Here is a 23,330-nt window from a genome sequence, read left to right as displayed (position 1 = left end):
TAACCTTTAAAAGATTTATGCTGAATAGATTCTCTCTCTTTATACTGAGAATCCGATGTTCAACGTAAAACCGCTGGCGTTTGACAGCTTTGGTGTGCGGTCTATGGCGACCTTTGTAGAGACCGACGACATTGCCGTGCTCATCGATCCGGGCGTATCGTTAGCGCCGAGTAGATACGGATTACCGCCACATCCGATCGAAGAGCAGCGGATGACCGAGCGCTGGGCTGCTATAAAAGACCACGCAGCACGAAGCGATGTCCTCATCGTTACCCATTACCATTACGATCACCACGACCCTTATGAGCCCGAAGTCTACGAAGGCAAGATCGTTTACCTCAAGCATCCGACGGATAAGATCAACAAGAGCCAAGCGGGCCGTGCTGCTCATTTCCTTGAGCAGCTTGACGAACTACCAAAGTCCCTGGATATTGCAGACGGAAACGAATACACGCACGGCTCGACAACCATTACATTCTCCCCGGCGGTCTATCACGGCACGAATCCCAGACTGGGCTACGTGGTCGAGGTAAGCATCTCGTGTGGCGATGAGAAGCTGGTCTTCACCAGCGATGTCGAGGGACCTTCTGTCGCGGATCAGGCGGACTTCATCCTCAAAGAAAATCCAGACCTCCTGATTCTGGACGGCCCGATGACCTATATGCTCGGCTTCCGGTACTCGCAGAAGAGTCTGGAACTGGCCATCGAGAATATCAACCGGATCATAGCGGAGACTGCGGTGAGGACCCTAATAGTAGAGCACCATTTTATGCGTGACCTGAAGTATAAGGAACGGATCCCCGAGGTGTACGACTGTGCCGCTGAAAACGACGTGACTGTGATGACCGCTGCCGAGTACCTCGGTCACGACAACGAGATGCTCGAAGCAAGACGAAAAGAGCTGTATCGCTGAGTGGCTAGAACCCCTGCCCTTATCGACTCTCCTGGCCAAAAAAGGGGGCCGAGCCCTTTACGATTCCTTTTCGCCGAAACTGCTTGCTACGGGAACGGAGCGCCTAAGCGCGCGAGAACGCGATCGCTCCGTCCGAGACGTCTGCTTTGATCGTATCGCCTTCGCCGAACTCGCCGTCCAGAATCTTCTTTGATAACGGGTCTTCGATCAGTCGTTGAATTGTTCGCTTCACCGGTCGCGCGCCGAATACCGGATCGAATCCTTGACTCGCTATCAGTTCCTTTGCGCTATCGCTCACGGAAATCGTGAGTTTCCTATCGGCCAGTCGCTCTTGCAGATGCCGCATTTGAATCTCCACAATCAGCTTCAATTCCGCCATGCCCAGCGGATTGAACGTGATAATCTCGTCGATACGATTGAGGAATTCCGGTCTGAATCGCGCTTTCAGCGCTTCCATTACTTTATCTTCCAGTTCCTTGCCGCTCGAGTCCTGAATAAACGGTGTGGCAATGTTAGAGGTCATGATGATCACGGTATTTTTGAAATTTACGGTCCTGCCATGCCCATCAGTCAGCCGACCGTCGTCCAGAATTTGCAACAGCAGATTGAAGACGTCGTTGTGCGCCTTCTCGATTTCGTCAAAGAGAACGACCGTGTACTGCTTTCTGCGCACGGCTTCGGTCAGGAATCCGCCCTCTTCATAGCCTACGTAGCCCGGTGGTGCGCCGATGAGCCGCGCAATCGAGTGCCGTTCCATGAACTCCGACATATCCATACGTACCATCGCACGCTCATCATCGAAGAGGAATTCTGCGAGCGCCTTTGCCAGTTCCGTCTTACCGACACCCGTAGGCCCCAAGAATATGAAGGACCCGATGGGTCTGTTCGGATCGCTGAGACCTGCTCGTGCACGTCTAATCGCATTGGAGATCAACGAAATCGCTTTGTCCTGGCCCACAACACGCTGCTTCAGTCGTTCTTCCATATGAAGCAGTTTCTCGGTCTCGCCTTCACACATCTTCGAGACCGGAATCCCGGACCATTTTGCAATCACCTCGGCAACGTCCTCTGCACCAACCTCCTCCTTGAGCATCATCTGATCTTTCTGCAGCTCCTGCAGTTTCTCATTCTGCGCGTTCAACTCGTTTTGCAGCTCGAACAGCGTCCCGTAGCGGATCTTCGCCACACGCTCTAAATCGCCACTGCGCTCCGCCTGCTGCTCTTCTATCTTCGTCTGGTCGATCTTCTCCTTGATCGCTCTCCTGCGCTGTATCACCTCCTTTTCGTTCTGCCAGCGCGCTTTGAGCTGGTCACTTGTTTCTTTTAACGCTGCCAGATCCTTCCGGATCTTTTCGAGCCGCTCCTTTGATTCCTTGTCCTTCTCGCGCTTCAACGCCTGCTCCTCGATCTCCAGTTGCCTGATCTTGCGCTCCACCTCGTCGATCTCAACCGGCATACTGTCGATCTCTGTTCGCAACTTCGAAGCCGCTTCGTCAACCACGTCGATCGCCTTGTCCGGCAGGAATCGATCGGTGATGTATCTACTCGAGAGCGTAGCTGCGGCGACCAGCGCGGAATCCTGAATCCGGACGCCATGATGCAGTTCATATCGCTCCTTCAAACCGCGCAGGATCGAAATGGTATCCTCAACCGACGGCTCGCGAACCGTAATCGGCTGGAATCGGCGTTCCAACGCCGCGTCCTTCTCGATATACTTCCGATACTCATCGGTCGTGGTCGCACCGACACAGCGGAGTTCGCCACGTGCCAAGGCGGGCTTAAGCAAATTCGACGCGTCGACTGCGCCTTCTGCCGCGCCTGCACCCACAACCGTGTGTAACTCATCGATAAAGAGGACAATTTGACCTGCTGACTCATCAATCTCTTTTAACACCGCCTTAAGCCGGTCTTCAAACTCACCCCGGAACTTCGCACCGGCAATTAACGCGCCCATATCGAGCGCTAAAACACGCTTATCCTTCAACGTCTCCGGCACATCGCCATTAACAATCCGCTGCGCTAACCCTTCTGCGATCGCGGTCTTACCGACGCCTGCATCGCCGATGAGCACCGGATTGTTCTTCCTGCGGCGCGACAAAACCTGCATCACCCGCCTGATCTCATCATTCCTGCCGATAACCGGGTCGAGCTTCCCCCGACGTGCGAGTTCTGTAAGATCACGCGTGTAGCGTTCCAACGCCTGGTATTTATCTTCGGGGCTCTGATCCGTAATCCGCTGCCCGCCGCGAATAGACGTCAAGGCTTCGAATATCCTGTCTTTGGTCGCGCCCAGTCCCTTCAAGAGCTCTGGCGACCCGGCATCCGTCTCATCGGCAATTGCGAGCAGCATGTGCTCGGTGCTCATGTACTCGTCCTTCATCGCTTGCGCTTCCTTCCACGCAGCTTCCAGCACCTTATTCAATCGCGGCGAGATGTAAAGCTGGTCAACGCCGCCGCCCCCGCCATAAACCTGCGGCTGTGACTCTAAATGCTCGTTAATACGTGACTTGAGCTGGCCAATGTCAACCCCTATCTTCTGCAATATCGGAATGACAATACCTTCCGGCTGTTCAACCAGCGCTAACAATAAGTGTTCCACATCTACCTGCTGCTGATTGTACGTATCAGCAAGGTTCTTTGCCTCCTGCAGCGCTTCCTGCGCCTTTACGGTTAATTTATCAAGTCTCATCTATACAACACCTCCACCATAAGTAAGAGGGAAGTATCATATATAAAGTTTTGCCAACACCCGGCTTTGCTCCCAAAGTGCCCTCTGCTCCTAAAGTATGATGTTTGCTCCTAAAGTCGATGATTTTTCAGACTTTTAGAGTAAAGCCCCAACACCCCAGCGCGTGTGCGAAACTTCTCCTTGCTTTAGTGGCACCACCAAAGAAGCTTTTGGCCTTCGAACGGCTCTTTACTTTCCTTGATATGAAAAGCCACCGACCGCTAAAAGCTGTTCGAGCGGTCTTAAGCAAAGTAACGGCGCTCGCCGAAGTTTCCCCGTTTCCGCACTATTTATAACTCTATGTGACGCATAAGTTACCATGATGAAATTAGAGATCAAGATCATTAAGGGACATCGATATCTCTATTTGCAAGATAAAGTAAAGGTTAACGGTTCAACTACTGCTCTGACGTTCTACGTTGGCAGCTTGAGTAAAATCACCCCGGACGCATTCAGGGAGAAGCTAACTGAATTTGAAAAAAGTAAGTTAAAAACGTACACCGAGTCACGACTGAAAAAACTCCGCTGCGCGTTCCTTGACCAAAAACGGGCGTTAAAGTTAGAGCAGTTGCGGTATGGTTACCGGCTGTTCGAGGAGTTATATCCCGACTTATTTCAACGGTACGAAACGACGGTGTTTGTGCACTACGCTCAGGGCACAACGGCGATTGAAGGCAATACGATCACCGCTCGCCAGGCAGAAGAACTGCTTGAGCATCGCCTAACGCCAGGCGGCAAATCGCTCCGCGAGGTGTACGAGCTCGTAAACGTGGAAGAGCTCGATCAGTTTCTGGCGACGTACACCGGCGAGGTCTCTGAGCGGCTGATCAAGAAGATGCATACCATAATCATGCGTAACCTTGCCGAATCGTCCGGTGAATACCGCCGTACCAAAGAGTACATCGAGAAGGCAGGGTATGTGCCACCACCGCCGTTTGAGATCCCTCAGCTTATGCACGAGTTGATTACCTGGTATCGAGCGAATAAAAGCAAGCTGCATCCGCTCGAACTCGCTGTCCTGCTCCATACGAAATTCGTTACGATTTATCCGTTCACAGACGGCAACGGACGACTCAGCCGCGCGTTGCTCAATTTCGTGCTCCGCAGAAACGGGTATCCACGGCTCTATCTGGAGTTTGAACATCGGGAGAAGTACTTTGATGCCATGAAAGAAAGTGATAAAGCGAATTACAAGTCAATCATTGATCTTCTGTATGAACTCTACGTAGCGCAGCATCGCTCAATCCCAGGGGAGATAATCGAAAAGATCTGTGCTGGTCAAATTGATGATTTTCCGGACAATAAACGGGTAACGGAAGAATTGAGCACGATTCTGAGTGCAGAGAGAAGTAAACGATTTATTATTCCCAGATAGCGGGTACAGCAGGAGACAATCAGGAAGCAGCATCTCCTTAACCGCCCGGGGGGTCAGGTTATATTTACTAAATCACTGGACTGATTTAACACTCCCGATGTCGCGGTGCAGTATCGAAAGAGATGCGCCGTGTGAGCCCATGCCATATATTCCTGGGGATCCATTCCGATTAACACGAACAGCATCACGTAGAAAATAGTTAGTACCATACACACCAACGCAACAAATTTAAACCGTACCAGCATAAATATAATCGATAACGAAGAGAAGAAGGTGGCATACAGGATGCAAATTGTGAAAGCGTAATTCTTCTTCCTCACCTCCGGCACTCGGCCAGGCTCGCGTGTCCAAATTTCTGGCAGCTCTATAACCGGGCTGCTATCCACGGGTGCTCCAGCATCATAGTTAACGCCTTCGTTAGTGCCTGCATCACCGATAGAAAGAGCGCGGACTGCGGCCGTCTGATTTGTAAAGAAATTAGTGGCCAGAACTAGGAGCACCATAAGAACTGTAGCGGTGAAAACGACTGATTTTTGCATTTTAAAACTTAATTATTTCTTGCTCTAATAAAGATTCTTGCACTTTCATCCGTTTGTGAATGGACAAAACCTAACTTTTATACGTTTCATATTCAGTACGTAAGGAACGAATATAACTCTGAGTAAGCCGAAGACCTTCTGGACGTGCCAGGTATTATTTGTGGTCGGCCTGATGATCACGGTAAACATACTCCGGTTCAATTATCATGACTTTACGCCGTTAGCGCTCTTCGCGCTCCTCACCGGAATAGGTTTTATCGTTGCGGGTTACGGTCTCTGGGAATTGAAGTACTGGGGTGCGCTACTTGCCGGTATCATCAGCTGCTTGAAAATAATCCAGATACTCCTGTACACAACCTTGAGCGTGTACACGCCGGCGGGTATTATATTCTATGGTGGGATCATTATGCTCGTACTGCAGGAACGGCGGAAATTGAAATGAGTTCTTTGAGAGAGAGTGATAGCGACTTTAGCTAGGCGACTTTTCGTATCTGCACGTCATCGAGCTAATCCCTATCACTGCGTTTTCATCGCGATCAACGTGATCTCCACACAGGCGTCCTTTGGCAGCCTTTTTACTTCCACCGCGCAGCGTGCCGGCGGCTGCTCATCGATCTTGAAATACTCCGCGTACACCTGATTGAACCGGGCGAAGTCCTCCATATCGTCCAGGAAGACCGTAACACTGACCACATCACCATAATCCATTCCCGCCGCCTTGAGCACGGCACCGAGATTGTCCAGTACCTGACGCGTCTGCGCTTCTATACCGCCGCGCACCAGCTCACCAGTCTCAGGATCAAGCGGAATCTGACCCGAGCAGAAGAGCATCGTTCCTACGAGGATGCCCTGGCTGTACGGCCCGATCGCACCGGGCGCTGCTCCTGTTGCAATCACCTTCTTCACCAAAGCGTTCTTCGTCTTCGAATGTTCCATGTTCCTATCTCCACTTTACTACCCCACCCACTAAAGCATTTTCGCTTTCTCCCTCCACGACCCTTGCGGCAGGCCATTGTATCGTTGGCTCACGGAGATTATTCGTAGAGATAGTGTTCCTACGGGAAATACATTTTAGCTACATTTTTTATTACACATCCTTCAGTAATAAACCTCACGTACCAATGTGCTGTCTGGACGACTGCACGATTAAAAAAACGAAACGGATACGAGAGCCGTGTTGCGAAGGAGGTGATTGTTCCGGGTTAAAATGGCTAAAGAACGAACGGTGGTAATGATAAAGCCAGGCGGCATAGAGCGAGGATTGGTGGGTAAAATACTCGATCGGTTTGAGAAGCGAGGTTTACGAATCGTCGCCTTGAAGTTGACCCAGCCAACGAAAGAGTTGATAGAGCAGCATTATGCGGAGCATCGAGACCAGCAGTTCTTTGAAGGGCTGGTTGATTACATGGCTTCGGGCGAAGTGATATTGTTCGTACTCGAAGGCGAAGATGCAATCACCATAGCACGTAAAATAATTGGTGTAACGGACCCAAAAGAGGCCGTTCCTGGCACCATACGCGGCGATTATGGTATAGACCTGCGACGCAATATTATAGAAGCGTCTGATTCAGAAACGGCCGCGGAACGTGAAATCCAACTTCATTTTCCTTCTTTTTACTTGAGTACGAAGTTACAGGAGACAACGCCGCGCGTGGACGGTGAAGCGAAATAGCTGAACGAGGTCAAATTTTTTACGAAATAAGCGCGGCTGAGGGCTGGCTATCTGGGGCTGCCGTAGCGTATCAGTTAATAGAAGAATCAACGGTAACAATCGATTAAACCGTTCCGGTTCCAAAACAGTTAGTTTCGTGCATTCGGGACGCGCACGGAACACAACAGTTAACGTTATGGTATAAAAAGAAAGAAAATAAATGACGTCAGTGAAAACCATGAAAAACACCATTGAAAATTTGGCCGCTGCTTTTATTGGCGAGAGTCAAGCAAGGAACCGCTACACCTTTTATGCGAAGATCGCGCAGAAGGAAGGCTTTGAGCAGATCGCAGAGCTTTTCCTGCTCACTGCAGAGAACGAGCGAGAGCATGCAAAGTGGCTATTTCGGCTGATCAACGAGCTGAAGCAGAAGAGCACTGAGAACCAGGCTGCAATAACGGTAGAAGCCGAAGCGCCAACCACGCTGGGTGGCACTGTTGAGAATCTGAAAGGCGCGATCGCAGGGGAGAATTACGAATCTACCCGGATGTATCCCGAGTTCGCGGATGTCGCGGAGCAGGAGGGTTTCTCGGAGATTGCTCGGCGGTTACGAGCGATTGCATCTGCAGAAAAGCATCACGAGGAGCGGTACAAGAAGTTACTGGCCACGATTGAAAGCGATACGGCATTCAAGAAGGATAAAACGGTTTACTGGGTTTGCAGAAAGTGTGGCTACGTGCATGTGGGTGCAGAAGCACCGGAAAAATGCCCGTCGTGTGATCATCCACAATCCTACTTCGAACTCTACTGCGAGGAATATTGATCTGACCTGATTGGTCCTGGTGTGATTGACGTGACGTGATTTAAGTTGATTGGATCGAGCGCCCTTCGTCCGTATCTCGCAGCGCTTTACTTCCGTAGATCACCAGCCAGCAGCTAAGAGGTTCGATGCCAACTCTGCAAATTCGCGCCTGCATTCAAATCAAACCCAGCAGTTAGAGGAAAATCGTATACCCCGCATCCTGATTTGGGAACTGTTAAAGACGGGAACGAGCGGGTTCATAGCGCAAAATCTGTAAGTGAAGGTGTTCTGATTACGGTGAATACACGTGCTATCTTTTGGGGTCCCCTGTTATGCTAACTCCACTCTTTCTTCGTTCCCGTCTCCCGAATAGCAGGCATTTCCGGCAGAGGGGCATCATCGCTACCGCCAGTATCCTTCTGCTTCTTCTTATCTTTTCTGCGTTTACCGACTTGTCTACCGACTTTAGTATACAGGAAAAATGCAATAACGACGATTATAAGTCCAAATGCCCCATAGCCCAGCAGACCGCTCACACTTTTTTTGAGGTTATCCATGGGCCCGGGAGTTGGTGTTGGTGCTGGATTTGGCGTTGGAGATGGCGTCGGCGCTGGTGTTGGAGCTGTTGTCTCGTTTGCATCCCCCAAAGAAGAAGTTGAAGTCGAAGGTGGGGAAGATTCAGGCGTGAGCGTTGGTGTTGGCGTTGGAGATGGCAAGGGCGTCGTATCCTTTTGCTTGGAGAATATCTTGACGTACTCATTCGAGGGCAACCACCGCTTTCTTGCCTCTTCGGGACTTAATACAAGATACAGTTTACCACCGCTCTCAACCATGATCTCACGAGTGCTACCCTCGGTTCTCTTCGCGGTGCCCACGATAACGATTGTATCTCCCTCATAAAGACATAACTTAAAACGATCATCCACATGCATCATCCCGTATTCTAAATCGTAATGCCATGAGCTTTTTACTATGGCAACTCCCCTTCGCCCCCCGATCATATCAGATTCTAACGACTTTAAATAGATTGTATAGTTAGTCTGGCCAACTCCGTACTTTATTGTATCCACTCGTGCCTTTAGCGTAATGGATTCATTCACGTATCCATTTTCACTGATGAAGTCCTCATAGCTCACTGCATACCTGCTCGGTGCGATGGGTACGAAACCGAAACTCAAGCACTCTTCTCCGTCCGATATCCCGTCACCGTCCGTGTCCTCCTCGGTTGGATCAGTAACAAATCCGTATGACCCGAATATTTCCTCCGCGTCTGTTAAACCATCTCCATCCGTATCCCGCAACGCAGGGTCTGTTTGATACACATAAACTTCATCACCATCGCGGAGACCGTCGCCGTCCGAATCCACAGACGTGGGGTTAGCTTCATTTGAGATCTCAGCGCCGTCATTGAGCCCATCGTAATCGGTATCTGAATTGGTTGGATTGAGTTTGTAGTGATATTTCTCACGAATACTCGCGATTTTATCCTTTACCGCAGCTCTATCAGCATCATTTGGGTATAATTCCCACATATGGGTCTCATTACCGGTATTGATATTTATGCAGATCTCCTCCAAATCATCCAGACCATCATCATCCGTGTCCTCGGCTAGAGGGTCGGTAAAAAATCCAAATAAACCGGTAGTTTCCGCATAATTCGATAGGCCGTCTTCATCGGTGTCCCTATCCCAGGGGTCGTAATCCTCCTTATATTCCTGGAAATTCGACAGCCCGTTATCATTATAATCAAGGCTTGCATCGCCCGCATTATTTGGATTCAAGCCGTGTTCAACTTCCCAGCCATCGGGCATCCCATCCCCATCGGTGTCCGCCCTCAGTGGGTGCTGCCCCGAAACAGACGCTATGCTCATCAGTATTCCAACGAGCACTACCATTAGGATGGTTAATTGTTTCGCGCCTTGCATACAATGTAAATTAAGTTCGCAAGTACGCTATAAGTAGCTATCCATCCCTTTTAAAAAAATGTTAAAGGTACTAAAAATAACTTTATTATCGTATATAGTACGATAGCTCATCCGCTATGGCATCTTTCGTTTTGGTATCGGCATCTGGTTCTTTCCCGTGCACCACCGTTGCCACTGTTTCAAGAAAATTCTGTTCTATTACGTTCACCGCGGCTTCGCTCAGCGCTTCATATTCCTTTACCAGCGTCCCGTTTTGATTATAGATCCTTATTGTTCCACCTGCGGGATTTGACACTACCTTATATATCTTCCCACTAGGCATGAGCCATGCCCAGATTTTCTTCTTCTCATCTTCCATTCTTCTTCTCCTAGCCTAGACCACAAATACGTAGTGACACAAGTTATTGGTACAAATAATCGCGTATAATACGGTCATTGCCATGATACAATAGCATGCGGACTTTTCTACTGTTCTCCTCCCCCGCTCGGACCTATTGAAGTGGTATAACGTGAGATAAAAGACGATGAGGATAATCGGTGCGAAAATCTTTAAAGGTACGAGATACGGATTATAATAAAGTGGATTCAGCTCACGGAGATTCGCACTGGTTGCCAACGCTATTCGAGTCGTGATCAGATCGAGCAAGTTGAGAATGAAGTACGGGATGGAAAATACAAACATTTTATGCTGGTACTCACCCCCGCTCCAGCTATCTACGCTAGTGTTCATTACTAAATAGATTGAAAAACGCCTTATATAAGCTTTTCGCTTTTTTAAAGCGATAATAGCCTTCTATTAATCCTTTAAGCGGCTATAAGCTGTTGTCCAGGATAACTCAAGCTAATAATCGAAAAAAACGGAAATATCCGTAAATGAAATTACGACATTTGTAATTTTACTTGTCAAAACAGATTACGCGTATTTTTTTCCGATTACATAGCCTATTGCGAGACTGCCCGCAGCTATGAGCGCAGCGAACAGAATAACGTTCCAGAATACGATCGTGGATTCGCTGACATACCGAATCATCGTCGCGACGATGTGAATACCCCAGAATCCAATAATCCACGATAATACACCCGCTGTTACGAGTGCAAAAGAGAAAACGTCTTTTACCATTCCTCTTGTATCTCCTAATAAGATACCGATGATACTACTGTAAAGTCCGTTAGTACTGACAAGTTGATGGGATGTAGCCCCTCCGAATTCTTGCATCTATCCTCCAGCCCCCATCTCACTCAAAGCAGTTCGTCCCAACTCCAATAACTCATCAGAGTTAACGTCTCCAAGCTCTTCTAGCGCTTTTTTCAGTACCAAATCATCGTCGTCGTCTTCCACATTAGCCGCTCCTTTTAAACCGTATATCAACTCGTCTTCGTCGCTTTTCTCCCCTTCTATCGTAGCCCCTTCGCCATCTACAGGAATCTCTTCTACTGCCTCTTCCACACCTCTCTGCAACCACCACTCCTCAACCAACACTTTTTCCGCATCGAGATCATCAAATATTCCCACATCCTCAGTCTCTTCCATAACCCTCTCGTCACCTGCGTCTTGCCCTGGTTCTGGTGTAAGTGAACTGTTCTCCCTCCCTTTTCTCCCAAAATTCATTCGTTTTAAAAACGCCATCTTGTGGATCCCCCATTTACCTCATCTTTTTCCTGTTCTCCTATTCTGTTTGTAACATGAAGAGTTTGTCACCTACAATTGGCATGACGAACAAAATAATGGCGGAAGTGAGAAAAAGCAGGGACAAGTAGAAGCAGAGCTTGTAGTTGCTCCCTCCGGCTGCGAATTTCGATGCGAGTGCATTGGCAACCGTGGATATGAAGATAATGATGGTCACGTATTTTGCGAGAAAAGCGAGATCTGTAGATGCGCTAATATTGAAGAGCCCCATGCCTACGGGCATACTGCCTGAAGCGCCGCTAATTTCATCCGTACGTTCCGCCATCATCTGTGCCATGGCGATATTGAATGAATAGATTATCTCGTAGATGAACAGGAGAACACCGCTCATCGTAGCGTGCAAAGGCACCACAAGACTCACGAACCCGTTCGAAATAAGTTTCCTTTTTGCTCGCAGTAAAGATATCCCTAATGAAGAATGAGCAACTACCGCGCCGATCTTTGTTGCATCCCCGCCGAGTTCTATCGCATCGAGAAATACGGTTGTCGAATGGTTTATCAATTCAGAGCCGGTTTCCCCTCTGAAATGGTACCAGCACGTAGCCGGTTTTATCTGATTGATCAATCGTTTGTGCAGTTTTTCTAAGTATCCTTCCAATGTGCCAACCGATTTTTTATCGAGTTGATTTATTGCCACCGTGAGCGTTGACCCTGTAATTCCCGCAGCAGAGCCGAGACTCTGCAAAAACGTTGAGATGTCCCTATCCAACGTATCTATCTTCTTTGCGTCTATCATCCCCATAACACCGATCGGTGCAAGTAACACAGATACGAGTGCGAATATGAGCCACGGTTCAGCATCAATCGCGACTAAAATAAGGGAAGTGATACCGAGGATGGGGAAAATAACAATGCACATTCTCCGTGCTAGTTCTTGCTCCCGTGATTTCACTTTCAGCGAATGTACGATCTTCTCGTACGGGCATACCCGGTAAATAATATACGCGCCCATGAAGGAGACAAAGCAGAATAAATACGCGGACAAACACGACATAAACACGGTATCCCCCATGTTGAAGATCATGTTGCCGATAAGGAAAACGGCGATAATCAACACCACCGAGACGAGCAATGCCGAGTAGCCATCCGTCCATTTTTTCATCAGCTCCACATCGCTCAGGTATTTATTGGTGTAAAGCTCTATCATTCGTTCTACCTCGCCTCGTAAAAAAATCGCCTCCTCTTCTCCTGTGGATAGTGCATTTGCGAATCGTATAAGGAAATCTTTAAGGGCTTGATGAGATACCTCGGCTGAAACAATTTTGCATGCCGCTGCATAATTGTAGCCATAGTTCTTGGCTAACAAATGGATCCTTTTAAAATATTTCGCGGAAAGTCCTTCTTGCTGACCCGCAAGCTTGAAGAGTTTGTCCCTCGTTATATTCGCAGTCGCAATGGATGACATGTAGGTGAGTATGTTAAGAAGGTCAAGCATCATCCCCCTGTCCTCTGCTATTTTAGTTCCAATAGCTAGATTCAGCTTCTTCGTACCCCCTTTCCGCATCGTTTACACCACCCCCTCGGTTTCCATCTTGGATAATAGGGAAAAGAAATCGTAAAAGTTCGTAACTCCTGATTTATTAATTTTCTTCAACATGTTCGCTTTATTCTCCAGCTCCTTGTAGATTTGCCGTTTCTTATTTTGCGGAATACCTTTCTTCGCCGCTATCTTCTCTTCCAACAGATACGAATTCATGTTACCGGGAAAGTCAAAGGTATCTGTTACCGGATTCCATTTGAAAACTTCAATGAACGAGAATGATTCTGTAGAGGCATCATATCCTACTATTTCACTCACGCTTGTCACGCGCCTCAGCATTTTGCCATCTTTTCCTCGTACCGCTTGTTGGATAATAACGACATTCAGATTGTCAACGTAGGTCCGGGGGACGTTGATGGGGTCGCCCGTCAATCGCTGGATGAGCTTTATCACGGATGCAGCATGAAAGGTGGACATAGCGGGATGTCCCGTCTGCATTCCCTGAAATACGATATTCCCTTCTACACCTCTTATCTCGCCCACTATTATCTCGTTTGGTCTTTGCCTCAGAGCAGCCTTGAGGAGGTCAAACATTCCCACTCCCGATCCCCCTTCTTCTTTCCCTGATCGTGTAATCTCTCTTGTCCAGTTCTTATGTGGTACTTGAAGCTCTGCGGTATCTTCGATTGAAACGATTTTTGAGTTAGGAGGGATAAACGTAGTGAGAGCGTTCATGGTTGTCGTCTTACCCGAAGCGGTCTCACCCGAAATGAACATGTTCATTCCGTCTCGAAGGCATATCCAAAAATACGCGGCCATTAAGTAATCAAACGTATTAAATTCAATCAGTTCGAGAACACTGAGCGGAGTCTCACTGAATTTCCTTATGGTAAAATTCGACCCCTTCTTTGAGATATCCTCTCCAAACACGATGTTTATTCGTGATCCGTCAGGTAATACAGCATCCATGATCGGTGTCCGGAATGATATGGGCTTCCCTATTTTCTCGGACAGTTTTACAACAAACAAATCTAAATCTTCTGCACTTTCAAACTCGATCGGTGATTTCAATGAATCAAATATCTTATGTTCGATGAATATGTTTCCTAATCCTGAGCATGAAATATCTTCAATGTAAGGATCCTGAATGAGCGGTTCTAAAACGCCCAGTCCTACTTTATCTCGCACCATGAGGTATTTTATCCCTTTAAGTTCGAACGGAGTTACAGACAGTTTGCCGTCATTGTCATTGTCATTACCATTACCACTACCATTCCTGAATTTTAGCATGAACTTGCCTATAATATTCTGCAAATTCTGATTCCCTTTGTTCTTATTTCCGCCGTTTGTATCCGTTTTTATTTCGCACACCTCATCTATGCACTTCTCGAGAATGGACTTCTTTTGTTCGCGATCTTTTGGTGTATCATATCTATCTACTAGTACCGCTATTTTTTTCTCCACGTCCTCAATCAGAACATTTAAGTTCTTAAAAAGGGTTGGCTCGATGGGGATGTAATAGTTCCGTGCATCCCCTTTATCAGGGCATATGTGAACTGCTACCTCTTCATTGAGCGGATAAACCAAATTTGGATGTTTTATTCCTTTCAGATTCCTAGAAAGTTTGCTATAAAAGTTCGGCGTCCCGATAGAATCTAACGGAAGCATATGAAGATATTCTAAGACATGCGTGCTTTCTTCAACGATTTCCTTACCTTCCTTTGGTAATATCTGATAGAGTCCACACTGACGCAGTCCATCTTGGCCCTCATGTTCGTGGCTTTCAGTACGATTGTGTTCAAAAGGAAGCACTGTGTTAGGCATTTTCGGTCTCTATTTAGGCTTTGGCTTTCGAGATGGGAATTATCCGCATGCCAAAATTAGGTTCGATTTCAAATGCGATGACATTCCCCGTCATCTTCTGGGCTCCTCGTATCTTAGCAACTTCAAGGGTTTTTACGAGTCGCTCTCCCACCTCTTCCTTTCGCAACGAGAGATGTGCATCGCATATTGACCGTACACGGGTGAGCATTTCCTCGTGGAACGCATACGTGTGAGCAGTTACAAAAATAGTCTTGCCGGTATCACATATATTCTTACAGGCGGCGAAGAAATTGATGACATCGTTCTCTGAAGAGTCAGAGACAAAAACAGTAAGCGAATCGACGAGTATTACTTCATTGGACTTGCCCTTGATGTCTGCAGCAATGTACTCGAGAAGCGGGATATTGCCCGCCCATTCTATGCCCTCTACATGAACGGGATAAACTTTTAGGTTTCCGAGCACGAAATAATCGGACACGTCAAGGGCTAAACTCTCCATTTGTTTCAACAAGCTTTTTACGGTATTTTCCGTGGTGTAGGTGGCGAATGTAAAGCCTTGCTGCAGCCCGCCCCACATTAATTGCTGTGTTAAAACACTCTTTCCCGTATCATTGGCCCCTTCGATAAGCGTGAGAGTTCCTGCAGGGATTCCTCCACCCATCTTTTTATCTACCTCTGCATTTCCCGAGGTGACTATCTCTTTGGAATCGCACGCAGAAACGATTTTTATTTCATCATCATCTTTTTTTTCTTCAGTCATCTTTTTCAATCTCTGCTAATTATAATGGTAGAAAACCCGATAAAAAGCTATTGCTGTTCTATTTTTTTTTGATACATAGTTGCAAGTTTCTAAACAAATATCGATATAAATTTACAAAACATCTGAAATCCGTGTATGCTTGTGCAGTAACGATGGCATACAAATAGTCATAACATAATTTAATCGTTAAAAGTATATTGTGACAACTTAAGCGTAATAATTTTTGTTATGCATTCTCTGGAGAGTACCGATTAAGCGTATTATGGATTTTGTAGATGGCTCAATGTGTCTATCAAAAATATTCTGCATCGGCTACACCATTGGGCATAACTATTTTTGTCCTGTTCTGCATCGCACTGGAATTATCTATGGCTGGGCAAACGCGTATCACGATTCCCAGCTGCTCATCGGGGTCAAAAACTCTTGGATTTATCGAATCCGGTGTAATCCGCACAACTGTCCATTCGTTATCTCCCAGGGCTTCATAATCCGATGAAAATGCCAGGCTGCTATTGTACGGTATCCATCGATGAATGGTTATATTCTCAGCCCCTGCGCAATTATAATAATAGACAAATACATCTATATGACTAAAATCATGATTTACTATTTTCGTTGAACCAGTGTTAGTTATGGAAACGTTTATATCGCTTCTAGTATAAAGTTCTGAGGATTTCACGGACAAATCATCTATCTCTATTCCAGTCTTTAATCTTGCATCATTTATCTTATTTATTTCCTTTAGAGAGTTAGACCACGTGTCCATGCTAAATACGGCACCGGTTATGAACAGATAAGTAGATATACCTAGAATTACTACCATAACTGTTGTAGCAAATATAGTTCCGAATCCCATTTTTATCGTTAAGTTCCAGATTTGTAGGACTCATATTGAGAACTTGTCTTCAGTAGATATTCCGTTGAAGAGTACCATTTTCACGTAATAGTCGCCGGCTGTGATTTCCGACATGGCTATCGTTACATTTATGGTTTCACCAATGTCCCATCTCCCATCACCGTCGTCATTCTCAATCGAATAATTCCAACTTGGAGTAACGGAACGGGATGAATTGTACGGTATCCTTTGAAACTCGCCCATCTCACCAAAGAAGATATCACTGCTTTCTATCTGTGCTATTTCTGAAGCCCCGGTGTTTTTTACCCAGATATACTCGTGTGTCGTATCGTTTGCCTCCTCGATTATATCTATGGAGGTTTCAATTCGTTCGCCGAGTTGTGCACTGCTTGAGACCACAGAGGATGTCGCGCGATTCAAAGCGGGAATAACTGCGCTGGCAAGCATACTTGCACATACCACACACGCAATGGTTATTATCGCAGTGGTCAGCGCAGCTTCGGACATTCAGCACAGTTCCCGTAAAAGTGTGAACAGCTCTTGATTCTCACCTGTAAGAATCCGGTCCAATTCAAAAAGTGCAAGGATGCAATACTTCGTCTCTACTTGCTCTTTTCCTGGATCCAGATATGCCGCCGGGAGTTCAGTGATCTTTGCAATGGTATCCTTCATCCCTTTCGACAGCCGCCCGGTCAGTTCATATAAATCGATGACCTGATTCAACTTCTCCAGTCCAATGAGATTGAGTGCATTGTCCGCCCAGTGCATGAGTTGTGCAAGGGTAAGTGGGTCAACCATCGCGTTTCCGCCAGTTTCTCTTTCAACTTCAGTTCCAAATCGAATTCCTAGTTTATTCAACTCGGGTTCTGATGCCGCCAGATTGCGAAATGGCTGCTTTTCTGACGGCGATTGTGCCATTGTTCCATCCAACATCCCTATTGCAGCTTCCAAATTTTTCAACCGCTCTGTTCCAAGACTACCCTGCTCGTTCAATTCCTGCATGCTCTCACTCAATCTTTTAAGCATCTCATCGTCCATTCTATTGCCAACTCCTATTACCTTTAATTCTCCCATAGCATCCTCCAAATTTTTTATCCTATCTTCATCTACGGTAGCATCGCCATGCAAGGCTTTCATACCCTCGATAGCATCCTCTAAACTCTTTATCCTATCTTCATCTACGGTAGTATCGCCATGCAAGGCTTTTATACCCTCGATAGCGTCCTCTAAACTCTTTATCCTATCTTCATCTACGGTAGCATCGCCATGCAAAGTTCTTAATTCCTCGATAGCATCCTCTAAACTCTTTATCCTATCTTCATCTACGGTAGCATCGCCATGCAAAGTTCTTAATTCCTCTATAACATTCTCTAAACTCTTTATCCGCTCTTCGTCTATGTTACTGGTCCCTCCCACGTGCTGTAACTGCTCAATGTGCGTGAACGGGTTTTCAGTTGCGCTCATAGCCTCACGTAAGTCAATGAGTACTTTTTTTATCTCCCCCTTCACCGTATTCATTTCTCCTTCCAGGCCGCTTATGCGATCTATTAGTTCCATCTTCCACTCCTACAGCTCATTCATTCGTGCTCGCATTCAAAAGAATAAAAAAATAAGGGAGGAGGGCAAAAAAACAAAAACCCTCTCTATTTTTCCGATTTAGTTCAGGTTCATCACATCGTAGATCGCTGCCGGGACTGTTCTCGATACCTCAAGTGTCGCGCCTTCTGGTGGTTTGATCTCAATCGAAAAGACGGTGTTTGTGCTCTGATCTGCTATATTACAGTAGATTACTGCCTTTTCGTTTCGCTCCAGAAGATTGTCACCGTCTGCTTGAATGAATGCAAATGACCACTGATCAACAGTACTCGGCATTGCACCACTATTATCCTTAGTCATCACTGTGTGCAGGCTGGCAGTGGTATACGATATGATTGTATCATTGAGGTTCACAGGATTTTGTCCCGCAGTAAGCCGCACAGCATACTCTACAGAGTCCAGCTTGGTGTTACCCACGTTTCCACGTCCGACCACATCACCTGCGAGTTCGACGGAGGAAGTAGCCTGCGTAATGCCAGTATGAACGGTAGACTTAGCTTCTTGCGTAGTGAAGAAACCAGCGTTCAGCACAACGTATGAAAACACCGCTGCCACGACAACGAAGGCCGTTAACACGATCGCTGCTTCCAGTCCGGTAAACGCACGCTTATCTTTCCTTATAGAATCCCTTTTTGTTGCTTTCATTTTTCTTTTCATCTTCTCTCTAGTACAAAACCATTGTCTTGTCTACCTGCCCTGGCGTAATCCTGCTTATCTTCACTGTGGCTCCGACTGATGGCTTCAGCTCAACGGTGAATTGTTTATTTACCGTTACACCGTAGTCAGGAAGTGTAATGAGAACACAGACCTGCTCGCGTGGCTCTAACATATTGTTATCCACCGCTCCCGGAGTGTCCTGAGTGGTATAGGTCCAGGCGCCCATTGGCATATTGCCCATTGATGCGTTAGTCTCTTCAGAATACGGTAACTGCCCGACGTAGGTATCTTGATCGGAGTATGAAATGGTAAGCATGTCCATATCTATGGGACTCTGTCCTGCAGTCAGTGTCAGGTATAGTGTGAGCGAGGACATATTGGTTGAGTCATAGAAGTTATCGTATCCATTCTGGTCCCAGTAATAGGTACCGTTACAGGTGGCTTTTATGGTGATCGTAGCCCCGTCACTAGTCGTACCTGAGGTTCTGGTTATACCGGTTATGCGGGTCAAACCTGCGAGATTCGTCGTAACAACGGCGGAGTCGTCAGCGCCATCCAACGTGAAAGTCTTGGTTGCATTAGTGGTCGCATCAGTCGTAACAGAAATGGTGTAATTGTTGGCTGTACCATCAATTTCTGCTATTAAAGCTGATACATCAGCACCAGTGCAAAGGCCTGTTTTATCTCTGTAATGCTCACCGTCCGCATCATAAGTTGCCATTGTGATGTTTCCCGACGATTGCGAAGCATTGTACTCCCATCCGTGCCCGATAACATTACCCGCGAGTTCGCATGAAGTCGTTACCTGTTCAACACCGGTATGCACAACCTCCTTGCTCTTCTCCGAGGTGAAGAAACCAGCGTTCAGCACGACATAACTGAAAACCGCGGCAACTACGACAAACGCAGTCAGCACAATTGCAGCTTCCAGACCAGTGAATCCTTTTTTGTCTTTCCTCAGCGTTCTTCTTTGTTGTTTCACTTTTTCTTTTGTCACCTCCTATTTTTTTCACTTCGCCTGATTTCATTCGGCGTTACTATATGTATAGTGACAATTTTAATAAACTGGCTTTCGAGAACACTAACATTAGTTTACAATGTTTCTAATAAAAAGTTCAATTATTTGTAACAATTTTTAAAAAAACGTACATATAAATGAAATTGCGATGGGACCGGGGGAAGGGGAGAAGATGGACGGCATACGGTTACCCCCCTATTAGTTCTCAATGTGGTTATTACCATGGATCTGAAGGCAGAAAAAGTACGCAGGGGGTTAATAACGACGAATAAGATCGCTGGCAGGAGAAGGTGTAGAGTTGCAGGCGAGCGAAAGGGACCTAATAAGTGGAATCTTTAATTTATCCCCCCGCGCGCAAGGGTAAGAACTACGCTGAGAAGGGGAGGATTGTAAGAAGTATCCAAAAAGAGCATGACATAATTATAGAAAAGAGGAGGAGGATGAAGAGGAAGTAGGGGGTAGTGAGAAATTGGAAACACCTTTTATCCAGGGGAGCGGGGGATGGAAGAGAAGGTTGAAAGGGCGATAATGAACCGGGTTGGCTCTAACTCGCTAATGCATTAAGAACCACGGTTCGCTGAGCCATAGACCCAACCCCCCCTCGTCAGCCCGCCGATTATTTCCTTGATAGTTACCCCTTGTCAAGGGCTCCATGTTCTCCCCCATTCCAACCACGTAGTTCCCATTTAATTCACCATTTATTGATACAAAGGTGACAGTATCACCCACGACAACGGTAAAATATCTAAAATTTTATTACAAACATCTTAAGAATATATAAAAACATCCACTAGTTTTATTAGCAACCCCAAAAGACATATATAGGTCATGTTGGAAACCTAAAAGCAACGATGCAAAACGTAGAGAAAATATTCGGAAGCAGCACTCATGTCAGGGTGATACTCCTCTTCTACAACAACGGGGGCTACTTCAATAACATTACCGGGCTTGCAAAGACGCTGGATAAGAGCCACGTTACCGTTCGAAAAGTCATCTCAGACCTTATAGACGCAGGGATATTAAGCGAATTGAATATCGGAAAATCCCGAGTGATAAAGATAGACGATCGCAGCCCGTATAAGGAGGCGCTTTTTAATTTCATTGATTCTATGCGCAGTATAAAAGAAAATAAGAGCCTGGGGGAGATAATAAATATGAGAACCGAGAGAGCGGGTTCCCGAACAGAGAGATTTATCGCCTGATGGCGATAATGCACGGTGAGAACTAAAAAGCAAGAATAAAACTTTCTTCTCAGTAACTTGAATTTTTTCGACAGATGTCCGAAACTATTTTTAAGTAACGAGTACTATAATTAATAGATATACTATACTAGTGAGGTGAAAGAACCGCGAATGTCGTGAAAACGGTTCGCTCTCGTCGTTATAAAAGGAGTAAACGAGCACCATGGAAACATTGGAGAAAATGTTTGGAAGTAGCACGCATCTTGAGATTATACTCTTGTTCTACGGCAACCCGGGGTACTTCGCTAATATCTCTAAACTTGCAAAAAAACTCGATAAGAGTCATGTCACGGTTAGGAAAGCCATCGTGGATCTCGTGAACGCAGGCATATTGACCGAGTTGAATATCGGGAAATCGCGTGTGATAAAAATAAATGAGAAGAGCCCTTATACCGAGATACTTTTCAATTTTATCAATACCGTGCGAAGTGTGAAAGAAAAGAGGAGTATAGAAGAGATAATAGCGAAAAGAGCGGGGGTGCCTTCAAGAACCGGAGGGCTATGAATGTGTATGGTTTACCGATCCTCGTCAGTGATGGCATACGAGAATAGTAACTATCTAAAGAAATTTTCAACTATTCCCAATATTTATATACGACGAAGTTAAACGAAAGCAAAGGTAGAGAGGTAAAATAGAGATGCAGGAGGTAGAAAGCGCGCTTAGGGCAATGGAAGGTTATACTATCTTGATTAAAGGTGCTCCCGGCACGGGAAAGACAACCTATGCGATGACGCTTCTTGAGCGGTTGTGTCAGGAAGATGCGAATGCGAAAGGCGTTTATATCTCCACGCGAATTGACCCTTCTGCACTTTACAAACAGTTCCCGGGACTGGAAGAGCGCGTCCCGTATAAGAATGTTATTGACGCCACGCAATCGGAATTCTCTGAAGCGGGAACTCAGGTGCTCTACGACGATCTGCCCAGTTTCTTACGTGCGGTCTACAGTGTTGTTGCAGAAGAAGACGTTACCGTTCAGATAGTGGATAGCTGGGATGCCGTTTCCTTTCAGATAGGAAAAGAGAGCGTGGAGAGACTCGAAACTTCCATGCTTGATATTGCACGGAAAACGAAAACGCATTTAATCTTGATAACGGAATATGCCGACGAGAAGAAATTGGATTACCTTGTTGATTGTATTTTAAGAATAGAGAAGGGGCAGATAGACGACAGAATTGTAAGGAGGGTCTACATCGATAAAATGCGGGGTGTGCAAGTTCCCCGTAGTAACTATCCCTTCACCCTGGAAGGGGGGAAGTTTACTCATTTTGTCACCGCCGCTTCCGATTTAGGCAGTGGCAGGCATAAAGTAATCGAGAATGGAAAGGGAGACCTGCCTGATGGTAGCTATTCTACCGGGATAGTGGATTTAGATAGGTTAATTGGAGGCTATCCCCGGGGTAGCTTTATCTTATTAGAAATAGGCGAGGATAGTATAAGTTGGGATTATAGACCTGTTTTATTCCACACACTTGCTAATTTCCTGGGGAATGACTGTGGCGTTATTTACATGCCCGAGGATGGTTTTTATTCTTCTTCGGTGAAGAAGCTTCTTTCGGATTACGTTAGCGACGAAGTGCTCAATAAAAACTTGCGGATGCCCACTATTTCTCTAGAGGAAAGTGAAGAAGCGCCCTGTTTCTTCCATGTTGATGTCGATATAGAATCCATAAGAGAACATTTAGACAAGCATTTTGAGGTTTATAAGGAGCTAAAAAAGCCAGTATTATATGTCCTGGGCTTAACAAGGCTGAATATCTACTCGGAGGAGGATATAAGGGGAACGCTTTCCGAGATAGTTTCATGGATACGAACAACAAATGATGTTTTAGTAGGCGTTTTGAAACCTTCCGCGAAATTAAAGAACGAGATATGTGAAATGGCGGATATTCATCTCCGCTTTATCTCCATCAACGGCACGCTCAACCTTTACGGTGTTAAGCCTTATACTGCTATCAATAATATCTCTCCAGCACCCCCACATACGGATGTAGGCGAAGAAAACGGAGAGAACCGTTATCATCAGCTCAAGTTCACTCCGTTGATGTAGTCCCTCACAACCTTTCAGAAGATGAGCGAGAGGCTCTGAAAACAGTTAAATGAGTGTGAAGCTCAAAGAAGTGGGACGTTAGATACGGAATTCTTTTTGCACTCTACGCTTGCCCATGAGTGTAGTGATGTCTGTTCTGTGCAAGCCAATAAGAACGCAAATCTCGTATCAGCGCTGAGAACTCACCGAAGCCCAAGGGTTTCACCAGATAGCTATTGGCATGATTGCTG

General features: G+C 46.3%; 24 protein-coding genes. 8 read left to right on the top strand and 16 right to left on the bottom strand.

The window, feature by feature from the left end; all coding sequences use genetic code 11:
• Positions 1–55: 55 nt before the first annotated feature.
• Positions 56–913 carry an MBL fold metallo-hydrolase gene (locus JW878_02705; GenBank protein ID MBN1761979.1) on the top strand — a complete coding sequence of 286 codons (858 nt, stop codon included), beginning with the start codon at positions 56–58 and terminating at the stop codon, positions 911–913.
• A 103-nt stretch (positions 914–1,016) separates the two neighbouring features.
• Here the strand turns inward: JW878_02705 and clpB are convergent, their stop codons facing one another.
• Positions 1,017–3,602, bottom strand: a complete 2,586-nt coding sequence (clpB, locus tag JW878_02700; GenBank protein ID MBN1761978.1) for an ATP-dependent chaperone ClpB — start codon at positions 3,600–3,602, stop codon at positions 1,017–1,019.
• Between the two features lie 358 nt (positions 3,603–3,960).
• Here clpB and JW878_02695 point away from each other — a divergent pair, with 358 nt between their 5' ends.
• Positions 3,961–5,016, top strand: a complete 1,056-nt coding sequence (locus JW878_02695) for a Fic family protein (GenBank protein ID MBN1761977.1) — start codon at positions 3,961–3,963, stop codon at positions 5,014–5,016.
• Positions 5,017–5,069: 53 nt separating this feature from the next.
• Here the strand turns inward: JW878_02695 and JW878_02690 are convergent, their stop codons facing one another.
• Positions 5,070–5,555, bottom strand: a complete 486-nt coding sequence (locus tag JW878_02690; protein MBN1761976.1) for a hypothetical protein — start codon at positions 5,553–5,555, stop codon at positions 5,070–5,072.
• Positions 5,556–5,727: 172 nt separating this feature from the next.
• Here JW878_02690 and JW878_02685 point away from each other — a divergent pair, with 172 nt between their 5' ends.
• Positions 5,728–5,997, top strand: coding sequence for a hypothetical protein (locus JW878_02685; GenBank protein ID MBN1761975.1), 270 nt, complete (start codon positions 5,728–5,730; stop codon positions 5,995–5,997).
• A 74-nt stretch (positions 5,998–6,071) separates the two neighbouring features.
• On the opposite strand, the gene JW878_02680 is transcribed toward JW878_02685, so the two are convergent.
• On the bottom strand, positions 6,072–6,461 hold the full coding sequence (locus tag JW878_02680; GenBank protein MBN1761974.1) for a RidA family protein: 390 nt from the start codon (positions 6,459–6,461) through the stop codon (positions 6,072–6,074).
• 301 nt (positions 6,462–6,762) lie between these two features.
• On the opposite strand from JW878_02680, the gene ndk reads away from it, so the two are divergent.
• Positions 6,763–7,227 carry a nucleoside-diphosphate kinase gene (ndk, locus tag JW878_02675; protein MBN1761973.1) on the top strand — a complete coding sequence of 155 codons (465 nt, stop codon included), beginning with the start codon at positions 6,763–6,765 and terminating at the stop codon, positions 7,225–7,227.
• Positions 7,228–7,426: 199 nt separating this feature from the next.
• A complete protein-coding gene (locus JW878_02670) occupies positions 7,427–8,029 on the top strand; it encodes a rubrerythrin family protein (protein MBN1761972.1) in 603 nt (200 codons plus the stop codon).
• A gap of 314 nt (positions 8,030–8,343) precedes the next feature.
• Here the strand turns inward: JW878_02670 and JW878_02665 are convergent, their stop codons facing one another.
• From JW878_02665 to JW878_02605, 13 genes are all read right to left on the bottom strand, one after another.
• On the bottom strand, positions 8,344–9,903 hold the full coding sequence (locus JW878_02665) for a hypothetical protein (GenBank protein MBN1761971.1): 1,560 nt from the start codon (positions 9,901–9,903) through the stop codon (positions 8,344–8,346).
• Positions 9,904–10,018: 115 nt separating this feature from the next.
• Positions 10,019–10,291, bottom strand: coding sequence for a hypothetical protein (locus tag JW878_02660; GenBank protein ID MBN1761970.1), 273 nt, complete (start codon positions 10,289–10,291; stop codon positions 10,019–10,021).
• Positions 10,292–10,306: 15 nt separating this feature from the next.
• A complete protein-coding gene (locus JW878_02655) occupies positions 10,307–10,663 on the bottom strand; it encodes a hypothetical protein (GenBank protein MBN1761969.1) in 357 nt (118 codons plus the stop codon).
• A 183-nt stretch (positions 10,664–10,846) separates the two neighbouring features.
• A complete protein-coding gene (locus tag JW878_02650; GenBank protein ID MBN1761968.1) occupies positions 10,847–11,053 on the bottom strand; it encodes a hypothetical protein in 207 nt (68 codons plus the stop codon).
• 96 nt (positions 11,054–11,149) lie between these two features.
• On the bottom strand, positions 11,150–11,560 hold the full coding sequence (locus JW878_02645; GenBank protein ID MBN1761967.1) for a hypothetical protein: 411 nt from the start codon (positions 11,558–11,560) through the stop codon (positions 11,150–11,152).
• Between the two features lie 40 nt (positions 11,561–11,600).
• Positions 11,601–13,124 (bottom strand): archaellar assembly protein FlaJ, encoded by a 1,524-nt coding sequence (gene flaJ / locus JW878_02640; GenBank protein ID MBN1761966.1) that lies wholly within the window; start codon positions 13,122–13,124, stop codon positions 11,601–11,603.
• A 3-nt stretch (positions 13,125–13,127) separates the two neighbouring features.
• Positions 13,128–14,924 carry a type II/IV secretion system ATPase subunit gene (locus JW878_02635; protein MBN1761965.1) on the bottom strand — a complete coding sequence of 599 codons (1,797 nt, stop codon included), beginning with the start codon at positions 14,922–14,924 and terminating at the stop codon, positions 13,128–13,130.
• Between the two features lie 13 nt (positions 14,925–14,937).
• Positions 14,938–15,684: a flagellar accessory protein FlaH gene (locus tag JW878_02630; GenBank protein ID MBN1761964.1), complete on the bottom strand. Its 747-nt coding sequence runs from the start codon at positions 15,682–15,684 to the stop codon at positions 14,938–14,940.
• A gap of 292 nt (positions 15,685–15,976) precedes the next feature.
• The gene (locus JW878_02625) at positions 15,977–16,540 is read right to left on the bottom strand and encodes a hypothetical protein (protein ID MBN1761963.1); all 564 of its coding nucleotides are present in this window, start codon (positions 16,538–16,540) and stop codon (positions 15,977–15,979) included.
• Between the two features lie 30 nt (positions 16,541–16,570).
• Entirely contained in the window at positions 16,571–17,047 is a 477-nt protein-coding gene (locus tag JW878_02620) for a hypothetical protein (GenBank protein MBN1761962.1), read from the bottom strand.
• The gene (locus JW878_02615; GenBank protein MBN1761961.1) at positions 17,048–18,097 is read right to left on the bottom strand and encodes a hypothetical protein; all 1,050 of its coding nucleotides are present in this window, start codon (positions 18,095–18,097) and stop codon (positions 17,048–17,050) included.
• Positions 18,098–18,196: 99 nt separating this feature from the next.
• A complete protein-coding gene (locus JW878_02610; GenBank protein MBN1761960.1) occupies positions 18,197–18,781 on the bottom strand; it encodes a flagellin in 585 nt (194 codons plus the stop codon).
• A gap of 19 nt (positions 18,782–18,800) precedes the next feature.
• Entirely contained in the window at positions 18,801–19,775 is a 975-nt protein-coding gene (locus JW878_02605) for a hypothetical protein (protein ID MBN1761959.1), read from the bottom strand.
• Between the two features lie 887 nt (positions 19,776–20,662).
• Here JW878_02605 and JW878_02600 point away from each other — a divergent pair.
• The 3 genes from JW878_02600 (at position 20,663) to JW878_02590 (ending at position 23,100) form a co-directional block, all read left to right on the top strand.
• Positions 20,663–21,013: a hypothetical protein gene (locus JW878_02600; protein ID MBN1761958.1), complete on the top strand. Its 351-nt coding sequence runs from the start codon at positions 20,663–20,665 to the stop codon at positions 21,011–21,013.
• Positions 21,014–21,215: 202 nt separating this feature from the next.
• Positions 21,216–21,557, top strand: a complete 342-nt coding sequence (locus JW878_02595) for a hypothetical protein (GenBank protein MBN1761957.1) — start codon at positions 21,216–21,218, stop codon at positions 21,555–21,557.
• A 133-nt stretch (positions 21,558–21,690) separates the two neighbouring features.
• A complete protein-coding gene (locus tag JW878_02590; protein ID MBN1761956.1) occupies positions 21,691–23,100 on the top strand; it encodes a hypothetical protein in 1,410 nt (469 codons plus the stop codon).
• The last annotated feature ends 230 nt before the right edge of the window (positions 23,101–23,330 follow it).

The sequence above is a fragment of the Methanomicrobia archaeon genome (assembly GCA_016930255.1).
Classification (GTDB): domain Archaea; phylum Halobacteriota; class Syntropharchaeia; order Alkanophagales; family Methanospirareceae; genus JACGMN01.
The sequence above is the reverse complement of the archived record's forward strand: the minus strand, read 5'-3'. Positions and strand labels throughout refer to the sequence as shown.